17 protein-coding genes are annotated in these 12832 nt (G+C 44.6%); 5 read left to right on the top strand and 12 right to left on the bottom strand.

Annotated elements, in window-relative coordinates; genetic code table 11:
• Nucleotides 1-82 precede the first annotated feature (82 nt).
• Entirely contained in the window at nt 83-535 is a 453-nt protein-coding gene (locus tag B5J94_RS04530) for an acyl-CoA thioesterase (protein ID WP_062500609.1), read from the bottom strand.
• 155 nt (nt 536-690) lie between these two features.
• On the opposite strand from B5J94_RS04530, the gene B5J94_RS04525 reads away from it, so the two are divergent.
• Both B5J94_RS04525 and B5J94_RS04520 read left to right on the top strand, forming a co-directional pair.
• Nucleotides 691-1113: an HIT family protein gene (locus B5J94_RS04525; RefSeq protein WP_062500611.1), complete on the top strand. Its 423-nt coding sequence runs from the start codon at nt 691-693 to the stop codon at nt 1111-1113.
• 6 nt (nt 1114-1119) lie between these two features.
• The gene (locus B5J94_RS04520) at nt 1120-1599 is read left to right on the top strand and encodes a pyrimidine dimer DNA glycosylase/endonuclease V (protein ID WP_143821898.1); all 480 of its coding nucleotides are present in this window, start codon (nt 1120-1122) and stop codon (nt 1597-1599) included.
• A gap of 32 nt (nt 1600-1631) precedes the next feature.
• Here B5J94_RS04520 and B5J94_RS04515 read toward each other — a convergent pair whose 3' ends face one another.
• Both B5J94_RS04515 and B5J94_RS04510 read right to left on the bottom strand, forming a co-directional pair.
• Nucleotides 1632-2222 carry a L,D-transpeptidase family protein gene (locus B5J94_RS04515; protein WP_211271055.1) on the bottom strand — a complete coding sequence of 197 codons (591 nt, stop codon included), beginning with the start codon at nt 2220-2222 and terminating at the stop codon, nt 1632-1634.
• 137 nt (nt 2223-2359) lie between these two features.
• Nucleotides 2360-3133 (bottom strand): ferredoxin--NADP reductase, encoded by a 774-nt coding sequence (locus B5J94_RS04510; RefSeq protein ID WP_062500617.1) that lies wholly within the window; start codon nt 3131-3133, stop codon nt 2360-2362.
• Between the two features lie 141 nt (nt 3134-3274).
• Between B5J94_RS04510 and tsaA the strand changes: the two genes are divergently transcribed.
• The gene (gene tsaA, locus B5J94_RS04505; protein ID WP_062500620.1) at nt 3275-3979 is read left to right on the top strand and encodes a tRNA (N6-threonylcarbamoyladenosine(37)-N6)-methyltransferase TrmO; all 705 of its coding nucleotides are present in this window, start codon (nt 3275-3277) and stop codon (nt 3977-3979) included.
• A 77-nt stretch (nt 3980-4056) separates the two neighbouring features.
• Entirely contained in the window at nt 4057-4608 is a 552-nt protein-coding gene (locus B5J94_RS04500) for a DUF2059 domain-containing protein (RefSeq protein ID WP_079363956.1), read from the top strand.
• Nucleotides 4609-4649: 41 nt separating this feature from the next.
• Here B5J94_RS04500 and ruvA read toward each other — a convergent pair whose 3' ends face one another.
• From ruvA to B5J94_RS04485, 3 genes are all read right to left on the bottom strand, one after another.
• The gene (ruvA, locus tag B5J94_RS04495) at nt 4650-5276 is read right to left on the bottom strand and encodes a Holliday junction branch migration protein RuvA (RefSeq protein WP_062500624.1); all 627 of its coding nucleotides are present in this window, start codon (nt 5274-5276) and stop codon (nt 4650-4652) included.
• A 63-nt stretch (nt 5277-5339) separates the two neighbouring features.
• Complete coding sequence (fba, locus tag B5J94_RS04490; RefSeq protein ID WP_062500626.1) at nt 5340-6377, bottom strand: class II fructose-bisphosphate aldolase; 1038 nt, start codon at nt 6375-6377, stop codon at nt 5340-5342.
• Between the two features lie 352 nt (nt 6378-6729).
• Nucleotides 6730-6930: a hypothetical protein gene (locus tag B5J94_RS04485; protein WP_062501570.1), complete on the bottom strand. Its 201-nt coding sequence runs from the start codon at nt 6928-6930 to the stop codon at nt 6730-6732.
• 6 nt (nt 6931-6936) lie between these two features.
• On the opposite strand from B5J94_RS04485, the gene B5J94_RS04480 reads away from it, so the two are divergent.
• Nucleotides 6937-7635: a substrate-binding periplasmic protein gene (locus tag B5J94_RS04480; protein ID WP_062501568.1), complete on the top strand. Its 699-nt coding sequence runs from the start codon at nt 6937-6939 to the stop codon at nt 7633-7635.
• A gap of 41 nt (nt 7636-7676) precedes the next feature.
• On the opposite strand, the gene B5J94_RS04475 is transcribed toward B5J94_RS04480, so the two are convergent.
• From B5J94_RS04475 to iscA, 6 genes are all read right to left on the bottom strand, one after another.
• Complete coding sequence (locus tag B5J94_RS04475) at nt 7677-7868, bottom strand: hypothetical protein (RefSeq protein WP_062501566.1); 192 nt, start codon at nt 7866-7868, stop codon at nt 7677-7679.
• 23 nt (nt 7869-7891) lie between these two features.
• Nucleotides 7892-8899, bottom strand: coding sequence for a hypothetical protein (locus B5J94_RS04470; RefSeq protein ID WP_228144524.1), 1008 nt, complete (start codon nt 8897-8899; stop codon nt 7892-7894).
• Between the two features lie 453 nt (nt 8900-9352).
• Entirely contained in the window at nt 9353-9694 is a 342-nt protein-coding gene (gene fdx / locus B5J94_RS04465; protein ID WP_062499074.1) for an ISC system 2Fe-2S type ferredoxin, read from the bottom strand.
• 127 nt (nt 9695-9821) lie between these two features.
• Nucleotides 9822-11693, bottom strand: coding sequence for a Fe-S protein assembly chaperone HscA (gene hscA, locus B5J94_RS04460; RefSeq protein WP_062499075.1), 1872 nt, complete (start codon nt 11691-11693; stop codon nt 9822-9824).
• 267 nt (nt 11694-11960) lie between these two features.
• Nucleotides 11961-12503 (bottom strand): Fe-S protein assembly co-chaperone HscB, encoded by a 543-nt coding sequence (gene hscB, locus B5J94_RS04455; protein ID WP_062499076.1) that lies wholly within the window; start codon nt 12501-12503, stop codon nt 11961-11963.
• Between the two features lie 3 nt (nt 12504-12506).
• The gene (gene iscA, locus B5J94_RS04450) at nt 12507-12827 is read right to left on the bottom strand and encodes an iron-sulfur cluster assembly protein IscA (RefSeq protein WP_062499077.1); all 321 of its coding nucleotides are present in this window, start codon (nt 12825-12827) and stop codon (nt 12507-12509) included.
• Between the last annotated feature and the right edge of the window lie 5 nt (nt 12828-12832).

Raw genomic sequence — 12832 nt, 5'->3', positions numbered from 1 at the left:
TTGGGGTGCGGTTCAAAGATATTTCCTGTTTTTTTATGATTAAGCCAAATTTTTTGTTAGGATTTGGCTGTTTGACAAATTATCAGCGAAATGCCATGGGCAGACGACAGGGGCGAATGCCGTGTTCGCCATTCATTACGCAAGCAAGGGTAATTACACCTGTGGTTGCGATTTTGCCATTTTTGAAATCATCATCATTTCGGTAGATATGCTGAGTGATGATAAGGCTTGCAGACTTTTTGACCACATCAGCGATGGTAACGACAAGATTGTCATCAACCAAAAGTGGTAATTTATAAGTCAAATCAGCACGGCTGACCACAAAATGCACTTTGCCTTGCTGTCCGTCTGTGCCATCTGCCGTCCCGTCCATCTCAAAAAAATAACCATCAAAACCAAGCGACGTTAGCCAATCTCGACGGCAATTTTCAAAAAATGTTAAATGATTGGCGTGGTAGACGATACCGCCAGCGTCTGTGTGGTTGATATAGACTTTGTAATGGTTGCTAAAAATAGGGTCTGTTTGAATGGTCATGTGCTTTTCCTAAGATTTTTAACCATTGTACACCGAAATATAAAAAATATCATCTTTTTTAGGATGTGTCTTTATTAAAAATTTGAAAATCAGGGCATTTTTAATGTGGTTTGTGTTAGAATGTAGGCATTCATTTTTGTAAAAAGGAGCAGTCCATGACTTATGATAACACCAACATTTTCGCCAAAATTTTGCGTGGCGAAATCCCTTGCCATAAAGTCTATGAAGATGACAAAACCCTTGCCTTTATGGATGTCATGCCACAGGCAACAGGTCATGTGCTGGTCATTCCAAAGTGTGAAGCGGTGGAACTGTCCGATTTGCCGTGCGAATATGCCTGTGCGGTGTTCAAAACCGCCCAAAAAGTCATCACCGCCCAACGCACTGCCCTAGGTGTGGACGGTATTGTCCAAATGCAACTTAACCACGCGGGTGCAGGACAAAGCGTGTTCCACTATCACATGCACCTAATTCCAACCCACGTCCATGAGCTAGGCAAGCATGAGAGTGTTATGGCAGACCAAGACGAGCTGACAGAGCTGGCAAGTAAAATCCGTGCGGTCATTGACAGCAAGTAGGTTGTTTTGAATATTTTCTACCTTGACCCTAACCCTGTACGCTGTGCCAGTTTTCATGGTAATAAGCACGTGGTCAAGATGATATTGGAATACGCTCAGTTACTGTGTACCGCTCATCATCTGTGTGACAACGTCCTTAGCGATGATGAGCGGGCGGTGCTGTACAAATGTACTCACCAAAATCACCCATGTGCGATGTGGGTGCGTGGCTCAAAGTCGCATTATGATTGGCTTTATCGGCTGTTTATCGCTCTGTGCGACGAGTACACGCACCGCTATGGCAAGGTTCATCTGACTGACCAAAAGCTCCGCCATATTTTGATAAACTGCCCCATCTCTACCGACACGCCCTTTATCGCACCCCCGCAGGTCATGCCCGATGAATATCAAGGCGATGATACTGTTAGTGCTTATCGTGCCTATTACCGCTGTGGTAAGGCGGATATTTTGGCATATACGGGTCGCCCAAGCCCCGATTGGTTGTAGGTGGCTATAAGCCCAAGTATTTAGCCTAAGCATTAAGGCAAAATCTCAATCACCGCATTCTCTACGACCGCCACAAACAGCTGGTCTATCTGGCGGTCTGTTACGGCGATACAACCATGCGTCCAGTCTTTGAGCAGATGATTTGCTCCGATGATGTCGCCAAGCCCGTTCTTGATTCCGTGGATTTTTATCGCCCCGCCTGCCGATTTACCGTGAGCTTTGGCGTGGGCGATGTCGGCTTCGTTGGGGTAGGAGATTCCTAAGTTTTTATGGTAACTGCTGTTGGCGTTACGGTCGTTTATGGTGTAAATCCCCTCGGGCGTTTTCATGTCGCCTTCAAATTCTTTATGTCCTATCGGGTTTTTGCCAAGCGATATGGGATAAATTTTTACCAAACTGCCTTGATATAAAGCGTGCATTTCTCGTTTTGATTTATAAACGATGAGTTTGTCAATCTGTGTGCCTGCCCTTAGGGGTGGTTGATTGACAAGTTCAAGCTGTCTGGGTGATAAGGTGGTGGCGTGTGCCGTGGGATTGGCAGGCGAGTTTTGATAAAAGTTAAATCCAAAAGCGGATAAAATGATAATGGCAAATAAGGGTAGGGCAAAGCGTTTTTTCATCATGATTTTGTGTGTTTAAAATTTTATCACAGCATGATTTAAATGGATAATTATGGAAAAAGTGTGAAAAATGGATTTTGTCAAAATGTAAAAACAAAAAACGCACCATAAAAATAGTGCGTTTTGTCATCAATGGGTTATTAACCCACAAACGCCCGTTCGACCACATAATCAGCAGGTACGCCCATGCGTGGCGATACAGTCAAACCAAAGTCATCTAAGATAGCAGACATATCGGCATTCATCGCCATGCTACCGCAAATCATCGCACGGTCATCGTCTTTGTTCATGGGGGGTAGACCGATGTCGGCAAAGAGTTTACCTGATTTGATGATGTCGGTAACACGCCCTTGGTTTTTGAACTCATCACGGGTTACGGTGGGGTAGTAGATGAGCTTTTCACGCACCCATTCGCCAAAAATCTCATCATTGGGCAGTTCGTTTTCAAAAAAGTCTTTATACGCCAAATCTTCGGTATGACGCATGCCATGTACCAAAATGATTTTTTCAAAGCGTTCGTACATTTCAGGTTCACGCACGAGCGATAAAAACGGAGCAAGTCCTGTGCCTGTGGCAAGTAGGTACAAATGCTTAGCGGGTAGTAAGTCATCAAGTACGAGCGTGCCAGTGGGTTTTTTGGAGACGAGCAGGGTGTCGCCCACTTTGATGTGTTGCAGGCGTGAAGTCAAAGGGCCGTCTTGGACTTTGATAGAGAAAAATTCTAACTCTTCTGCCCAAGCGGGGCTGGCGATAGAGTAGGCACGGACAAGCGGTTTGCCATCCACTTCAATGCCAATCATGGCAAATTCGCCACTTCTAAAACGCAAGCTGTCGCTACGAGTGGTCTTAATGGTAAATAGGCGGTCTGTCCAGTGATGGACGTAGGTTACGGTTTCGTTGATGAATTTTGACATGACGTTTTCCAGTGATTAAGAATGATTATCAAATCTGATATAATAGCAAATTTTGTGTATAATAGCGATTTTTTATGCCAAATTTTACTTAAAAATTGGCATATCCATTTGTCATTTTAGCATAAACCACCCAAAAATACCATGAACACACACGTTTTGCCGATTATCGGTTATCATAACTCGCCCCTATCCCAAAAGTTTGGCGTGCCACGTCAGCCCAACCTTGTCGCTGTCAAAAGTCATATTCGCTTTGTCGTCCCCTATGGCACACCTGATGCTTTTGTGGGCATTGAGCGGTATAGCCATTTGTGGATTTTGTGGCAATTTCATCACAACAAAGAGCAAGCCAATTTTCGTCCGCAGGTGCGTCCGCCACGCTTGGGCGGTAATGACAAAATCGGGGTATTTGCCACACGCAGTATGTACCGCCCGTCTGGGGTGGGGCTGTCGGTGGTGGGGCTTGATAGAGTGGAAGTGGTTGATAATCAAGTGATTTTGCACATTACAGGGGCGGACATGGTGGACGGCACGCCTATACTAGACATCAAGCCTTATCTGCCTTATGTGGACGGTGTGAATGGGGCGACAGGGTTTGATAAACCGACTGGGCGGAATGTTGTCTTTAATGATAAGGCACATGATGAATTTGATGTGTTGATAAAGTCGGGTTTATTAACCACTGATGATAAAGCACTCATCGGTGAGCTTATCGCCCAAGACCCACGCCCTGCCTACCGCCAGTCTGAAATCGGCGTGGTGTGTGCCATGCGATATGGGGCGGTGGACGTGGATTTTATGATGAACGAGTGGGGCGTGATGGTGGTGAGTGGGGTGCGGGTGATTTAGGGCTTGAAAAATAAATGAGATTGATTTAAAATAAGATTTTTTAGCTAAGGACAATCCCATGAAACTCATGAAAACCCATGAAACTCATGAAAAAATCACTCACCGCCATGCTACTTGGCATATCTCTAACCTTTACCATGAATGCCACCGCCCAAGTGCCATCTGATGAATCGTTGATAAAATTCATGCAATTATCAGAGATGGACAAAGCCTTTGATCTTGGTATGCAAGGCAGTTTGAACGCACAGAGACAGCTTTTTGAAGCCCAAATCGCTCAAAAGGAAGGCGTAACTCCTGAGCAAGCCAAACAAGTAGGCATGGTATTTGAAAAATATGTGAATCAAGTTATAGGTCAAGTGATAACACCGCAAAGTCGCCAAAAAATAAACCAAATCTTTATTGATGTCGCCAAAAAATACTACACCCAAGAAGAGATTGATGCTTATAATGAATTTCTAAGCACGCCCATTGGCAAAAGCGTTGTTCAAAAAACCAACATAATGACACCTGAATACATGGACGAGCTACAAAAGTTGGTTGTGCAAATGCTGATTGACAACCCCAATCTCGATAATGAAAAAATGCAACAAGATATTGAAAAAGAGATAGAGCGGATTTTTGCAGAATGACTGATAAACACCGTTGTGATAACGGTGTTTTTTGTGGGCGACTAAAATCCCGACAAAATTTTTAAACTTGCCTTTAATAGGTTTGATGTGGTCAGCTCATCATCGGACAGCGACTGTTTGGCGGTCTTAATGGCGGATTGGGCTTCCTTTTCTTTATAGCCTAAGCTCACCAATGCACTTTCGGTTTCATATATGGCGTGCATGGGGTTGGCGGTGTGTGTTGGCTCATCTTGGGTGGTGGTTGGGGTAAATAAATCGTCCGATGTGCCGTCTAATTTGCCTTTTAATTCAATGATAAGCCGTTGGGCGGTTTTTTTGCCAATGCCTGCCACGCGAGTTAAGGCGGGTTCATCGCCATATTCTACCGCTTGGTGTAGTTCGCTAGGCGGTAAGGTTGAGAGTATGGCAAGTGCCATTTTTGCCCCCACGCCATTGATTTTGATGAGTTTTTTAAAAATTTCTCGCTCAGACTTGTCAGTAAAACCAAACAGCAGATGAGCGTCTTCACGCACGACCAGTTGCGTATAAAGCGTAACGTTCATGCCGACAGACAGCGTACAAAACCCACCAATGGGCATTTCTATCTCATAGCCAATTCCGCCTGATGTCATGACACAAGCGACAGGGGCGGATAGATGGGCGACTTGCCCTGTAATCATACCAATCATTGTTTTTCCTTTAAAATACAAATAAGGACGAATCTCTTCGTCCTTATGTACGATTTATATCGATTATTTATAATATTCCACCATTTTCTCTAATGAGATTGGGCGAATTTTGCTGGCATGACCTGCCGAACCAAAGGCTTCATAGCGAGCCACACAGATGTCTTTCATGGCATTCATGCTTGCTTGTAAGTATTTGCGTGGGTCAAATTCAGCAGGATTGTCATTCATAAATTTACGAATCGCCCCTGTGCTTGCCAAACGCAAATCGGTGTCAATGTTGATTTTACGAACACCGTGCTTAATGGCTTCGACAAGTTGCTCCACTGGCACACCATAAGTCTCGCCAATGTTACCGCCATTTTCGTTGATGATTTTTAGCCACTCTTGGGGAACGCTTGATGAGCCGTGCATGACAAGGTGAGTGTTTGGCAGGGCTTCGTGAATCTCTTTGATGCGGTCAATCGCCAAAATATCGCCAGTAGGCGGACGGGTGAATTTGTACGCACCGTGTGAAGTCCCCACCGCAATGGCAAGAGCGTCCACGTTGGTATCGGCGACAAATTGACGAGCTTCTTCAACTGATGTCAAAAGTTGGCTATGGTCAAGCACGCCTTCTGCACCCACGCCGTCTTCTTCGCCTGCCATACCAGTCTCTAAGCTACCCAAACAGCCGATTTCGCCTTCGACTGACACGCCACACGCATGAGCCATTTTGACGACTTCACGGGTTACGCCCACGTTATAATCATAATCGGCAGGAGTTTTGCCGTCTTCTTTCAATGAGCCGTCCATCATGACAGAGCTAAATCCAAGCTGAATGGAGCGTTGGCAGACAGCAGGGCTTGTGCCATGATCTTGGTGCATGACGACAGGAATGTGTGGCCACTCTTCAATGGCGGACAAAATCAAATGACGTAAAAAGGGAGCTCCTGCGTATTTTCTGGCTCCTGCCGATGCTTGTACGATGACAGGCGAGTCGGTCTCGTCTGCTGCCATCATAATGGCACGCATTTGTTCTAGGTTGTTTACGTTAAAGGCGGGCAAACCGTAAGCGTGTTCGCCTGCATGGTCAAGAAGTTGGCGTAAGGATACAAGTGCCATGATAGCTCCAAAATGATTAAATTTGTCAAATTATATCAAAAAAAAACGTGAAAATCATGGTATTTTGTATCAAATCACGCAGTTATTGTTAATTTTCTGGATACCAAAAACAAATCAAATAAAAATTTATCAATAATCATTATTTTTAAAACAAATTATTTGTAATAAAATGTAATAGACTTCTTTCCAAACCCTGATTTTTATGGATTTTTAAAAACTTCAACCCCAATACTTATAAGGGTTTATTTTTAGTTTGGAAAGAGATTTAATAAAAGTCGCCACAAGGCTATCTTGAAACATGTGAATATGGTATTATCATAAAACCCAATAAATGATTGGATAATTCATTTGTTTAATTATAGGACACCTTGATGAAAAAATTTAGCACCAAGGCAAAGTATGCCATTTTACCATTGATGTTGTCGGCATTAATGGCATGTAGCGATAAAGCCCCCGAAACCGCCAGTGAGCCTAAGAGCGAGCCAACACCTACCGCACAGCCCCGACCACGGGTGAGCAAGCCAGTGCGAGTGCCACTGCACCCAACGCTCAAATTTATGTGGTCGGTATCGATGCTAACTATCCTCCTTATGATTTTAAGGATGAAAATGGTAACGCCCAAGGTTTTGACGTGGACATCATCAAAGCCATCGCTGAAAATCAAGGCTTTGGCGTGGATGTCATTCCTCAGGATTGGGAAGTGCTTGTCAAAGGCTTGGATAATGCCCAAAGCCATATTGTCATGTCAGGTTTTTCAAGAAACGATGAGCGAGAAGCAAAATACTTACTTTCTAATACCTACGCATGGGGACGAGATGCACTTGCTGTTTCCGCAGAAAACAACAGTATCAAAAACTTAAAAGATTTAAATGGCAAGAAAGTTGCAACATTGGCTGATAGCCCCTACATTCCGCAATTGGAAGAAGAGATTGGTCAAGGTAATCCTAGTATTATTGGAAAGCCATCCGCATTCTTAGCTTTTAAAGAATTGGCGACAGGCAATGCTGAGGCGGTATTGGCAGATGAAGGTGTGCTACGTTACTATGCCAAGCAGTTCCCTGAGGTTGACTTTAAAATCGTCGGTGAGGGTGAGGCTTTTGAGCATTACGACATGGTTATCATCACACCAAAGTCTGAAAACGAGTTGATGGAAAAAATCAATGCAGGACTTGCCAACATTGTCGCCGATGGCACTTATGCCAAAATTCATGAAAAATGGTTTGATGTGGCACCAGAGCGATTACCTGCCACAAAATAGGTTAAATTGCTTAAAAAGACTTGGTATTTCCAAGTCTTTTTTCATTGATAAGGTTTGTAAAAAAGCAAAAGGATGGGAGTTAATAAAACCACCGCCCAAACCCCAACCCACGCCCCAACACCCACCACCGAGCCAAACACGCCCGATAGGATAACCAACGTCAAAAGCCATTGGAAATTTGTAAAGATGAAAGTTAGGGGTTTGTCTTTAAAATTAGGGGATTGAATCGCCATAAGTTTTCCTTTGTTTTGCAAATTTACACCCACATCAGTTTGGCAACTTTGGGAGCATGAGCAATCAGCTCTTCTTGACCGTTAGTGATTTTGACGATTGATTTGCCGTTGGAGATGACAACATCATCATCTGCAAGACAATACGCCATAACGCCTTTTTTGATGATTTGTATCTCACCTGTGGGCAGGCATTTTATCAGCTCCCAACTTTTGGGAATAAAGCCTGCAAACTTCTCGCCGTCCGCTTGATTTTTTAGCAAATTTTTATCCGCTTTGACAAGATTTCCCTCAATAAACAGCTCTTCTTCGCTCTTGGGTTTGGTGCGAGCGGGGTTAGCACCTGACGTTTTTAAAGATTCGCCTGAATAGCGTTTGGTAAAAAAGTCCAGCCAGCCCACGATGGCTTTTAGGATTTTAAAAGGTGCTGTGAGCAGGTCTTTGGCAGTACCCACAGGGTCGGTGCTATCATGCTCACGGTAGGGTCGTCTGATGGCATAAAGGTTGCCTTGGGTGTCCATAATGGGTGCAAAATAGTCAAATTTATCGTCTGCCAGTACCGTCTCAAGTTCACCCGTGGCGAGGTCTAAGCGATTGACTTGACGGGGACTAAACACAACGTTATCTTGGGTGTACGCAAGTCCACAAGAATCATAATAAATCACAGTGCTGTTATTGGGGTCTACGCTTGGGTTTTTGTCTTGGCATTCGCCTTCGGTAACAAACTGCGTGCGAGCACTGTCAAGCGATAATACGCACAAATGTCGCTCACCATAAGGACTGGCGTAAGAGGTGTCGCTTGCCGAGGCGATAATTCGCTTATTTGTTGAATCATAGCACAAATCAAATACCTGAAAATCGCTCTTGCGTAAAATCAGCCCCTCGCTTGCCGTGTCGCTACCGATTGGTTTGGACTGAATCGCTGTACCTTCTTGCAATCTGGCACTATAGACATAGGTGTTGTCGTCCATAAAAGCAATGGCGGTGGGGTAAATTGCGTCAAAATCATCCTGTTCTGCTTGTGCTGTACCCATAAACATTGCCCCAGCACCTTCGGTTTTCCATGCTCTTCTGTCTTTGATTTGTTTGATATTTTTGGTGTATTGATTGATGGCTTGGCAAGAAATGGTGGACTCTTTGCCGTTGTCAAGTTTGAGTAGATTTTTGGTGCTGATATAATAGACTTCTTTCCAAACCCTGATTTTTGTAGATTTTTAAAAACTTCAACCCTAATACTTACAAGGGTTTATTTTTAGTTTGGAAAGAGATTTAATATAAAGTCGCCATAATAATGCCTACTGCATAAAAAGGTTTATTATACCAACTCTTGGATTTTTTGGAAATTTTTTATGATAAATGCGTGATTTTTGGTGGGATATGTCAAAATGATAGATATGGATAAGTAAATTATGTTTGGAATTATACATAAAAGCACATAAAAAAACCGCCTTTATCTGTATAAAAGCGGTTGTTATTTGTAAATTTAATCAATGATGACCTTCTTTGGCGTGGTTTAGCGTGTGTTTGGGGATATAGACAGTTAAGTTTTCGTCAGCAACCACGCATTGGCACGATAGGCGAGAGTTTGGCTCTAAGCCCCACGCACGGTCAAGCAGGTCAGCTTCTATGTCGTCCATTTCTTCTAGGCTGTCAAAACCTTCACGGACAACCACATGGCAAGTGGTACACGCCTTGGAGCAGTCGCAAGCGTGTTCAATGTTAATGCCGTGTTCATGCAAGCCTTCAAGCAGGTTTTCGCCTGAGTTTAGCTCAACAGTCGCCCCGTCTGGGCAGATTTCGTGGTGGGGAAGTACGGTGATTGTTACCATGATACTCACTTTTATTTTTAATGGGTTTTGGACAACTGTCCAACCTACGGATTTTTAAGGGTTGATTTTTTAACAATTAGGGACTGGGTTGAGCAATTGCAATTGCCCCTGCTTGATAGAAATGCAATCATTTCCAATCGCTTGCCTTTGTCCCTGCCAATGCCTGTTTGACATTTTGGTTCATGATGACGGACGCAAAATTATCCGACAAAGGTTTTAATTCGCTCACCGCCTTATTCAGCATTGTCTTATCATCGGCAGTTTGGGCGGTGTCAATGGCGGATTTGACGGCGGTTATTTTTTCGCTTAATTTGGCTTTGTCGTTGTCATCAAGTAAGTCGCCAAATTCTGCCAATGCCGATTGCAATGCCAAAATCTCACGCTCGGCTTCTACTTTGGTCTCGATGAGCATACGCTTTTCTTTGTCAGCTTTGGCGTGGATGAAACCTGCTTTTAAAAGTTCTTCTTGTTGCTCTTCGGTCAGCCCATAGCTTGGCACGACATCAATTTTACTGGCGACTTTGGTGGTCGTCTCCATTGCCGATACGGTCAGCTGTCCGTTAGCGTCAATGGCAAAGGTAACTTCCACACGGGCAAGCCCTGCTTTCATGGGTGGAATGCCTGTTAGCGTAAAATTCGCCAAAGTGCGACAATCCGCCACGGTCTCACGCTCGCCTTGCACCACATGAATTACCATACCCGTCTGAGCGTCCGTGTGCGTGGTAAAGGTCTGTCTGCGTGCCACAGGAATGGGGGTGTTGCGTGGAATGATAACTTCGGTCAGTCCGCCCATGGTTTCAAGCCCAAGCGATAGGGGCGTTACGTCCAGTAGGAGTAGGTTATCGTCTTGTTTGTTGATGAGCTGATGAGCAAGCCGTGTCGCCCCAAGTGCCACGACTTCGTCAGGATTGATAGAGCATAAGGGTTTTTTATCAAAAAACGCCTGTACCGCATTTTGCACAATTGGCATACGAGTAGAGCCGCCGACCAGCACCACTTCATCAATGGCGGTTTTGTCAAGGCGTGCATCAGTTAGCACTTGTTCGCATAGTTGCAAAGTTCTACGAATCACAGGCTCACAGATTTGGGCGAGCGTGTCTCGGTTTAGTAGCGTGCTAAATGGCACACCGTCAATCTCAACGTCTACCGACACCGCTTGACGCTCGGAGAGTTTTTGCTTGTAGCTTTTGGCAAGGTTGGCAAGGGTGCTTTTTTGGGCGTTGTCCACGTTTTTGGGGTCATGTCCTGCCGATTTGATAAAGAAATTGGCAATCAAACGGTCAATGTCATCTCCGCCCAAAGCCGAATTTCCGCCCGTGGCTAAGACTTCAAACACCCCGTCTTTTAGGGACAACACCGACACATCAAACGTCCCCCCGCCTAGGTCGTAAATCAGATAAGTGCCTGTCTTGGCGGATTTGTCAAGCCCATAGGCAATGGCGGCGGCGGTCGGCTCATTTAATAGGCGTAATACGTTAAGCCCGATGCTTGCCCCTGCGTCTTTGGTGGCTTGGCGTTGGGCTTCGTCAAAATAGGCAGGCACGGTAATCACCGCCCCTTGTATGCTATCAGGCGGTAGGCTTGCCTTGGCGTGGTTGTAGAGCTTGGCTAGGATATGGGCGGACGTTTCAACGGGCGATTTGTCACCTTGTGCGGTAACGAACGCTGGCATGGCGTTGTCGCCCCCAACCAATTCATAAGGGTGGCTAAATTTAATGTCTGCCAAAGACCGCCCCATAAAGCGTTTGGCGGAGATAATGGTATTTTTGGGGTCGTTGTAAGTCAAGGCGTGCTTGCCGACAATGGGGGTGTCTGCCTTGTCGCCATAATATACCACACTCGGCAATAGGGGGCTATCGCCAAAGGGCAACACGTCCGCCCGTCCTGAGCGTACCACACCCACAAGCGAATGAGTCGTCCCCAAGTCTATGCCTAAGGCGTAGCGGTGCTGGTGGGGTTTGGCGGATTGGTTGGGTTCGCTGATTTGAAGTAGAGACATGGTATTATGGTATTTTATGGTTTTACAAGTTGGCTAAAATTTTAACATGGTTTTACTCATTTGGGATAAATTGGGTGTTAAAATTTTTGGCGTTTTATGGGTTGTTTAAATCTTTTAAATTTTTAAAAATAATGCTTCGCTCTCAACTTAAAATTATAACTTATTGATTATTCAATAACTATTTCCAAGTTGTAGGGGCGAATTGCAATTCGCCCTTGATAAATCAATCATTTATATAAAGTTGAGAATGGGGCAAACAATTAAAAATCACACATATAAATCATCATCTTGCCCGTCATCTTGGCTTGATGATTTGGATAAAGCGTCCGTCATGTCATCGTGCAATTTACCCAAAAAGCGTAATTTTTGGGCGATGATTTGGGCGGTTTGCCAGTCTTTTGCTTGATAAACACTATCAAAGTTGTCTGCCGTTTGATTCATTAAGGTATTGATATTGTTGGCAATTTGACTGATTGTATGTTTGTCATTGTCAAAAATGGCATCTTCTAGCTCCATGCGATAGCTCATCATTTGCATTAAAAATAGCTCATCGGCAATGGTTTTGTCCGAATGAAACGCCACGCCTGATAATTCAAGCAGATAAATAGCACGGCTGTCATCACGATTTAGGGTGTCAAAAGCGTGGTTAATCAAGGCGGTGTTTTGCTCGGCTTGGGCGATATTGTCGGCATTGTCGGGGTGGTGCTGTTTTTGCAGGTTCAAAAAGGTCGCTTTTAGGGCGGATTTGTCAATGCCAAACGCCACAGGTAGCCCAAATAATTCAAAAAAATTATTGGTTAATAAAACCATACGTTACACCGTAAAGGATTCGCCACAACCGCATTCGCCTGTTTGGTTGGGGTTTGTGAATTTAAAGCCAGAATTTAGCCCTTCGGTAACGTAATCCATTTGTAAGCCGTCCAGATAGACAAGGCTTTTTGGGTCCACGAACACGCTCACGCCGTCATTGTCAAATCGTTCATCGGTGTCGTTTGGCTCGTCCACAAATTCAAGCACATAGGCAAGACCTGAACACCCTGCCGTTCGTACACCCACACGAATGCCCACACCGCTTCTACGATTTGCCAAAAAGTCTTTGACGTGCGTTATCGCTCGGTCTGTTAGAGTAATCATAAGTC

It is taken from the genome of Moraxella lacunata, from assembly GCF_002027545.1.
Lineage (GTDB): Bacteria > Pseudomonadota > Gammaproteobacteria > Pseudomonadales > Moraxellaceae > Moraxella > Moraxella lacunata.
Note: the sequence above shows the minus strand (reverse complement) of the source record. Positions and strands in the feature narration are given on the sequence as shown.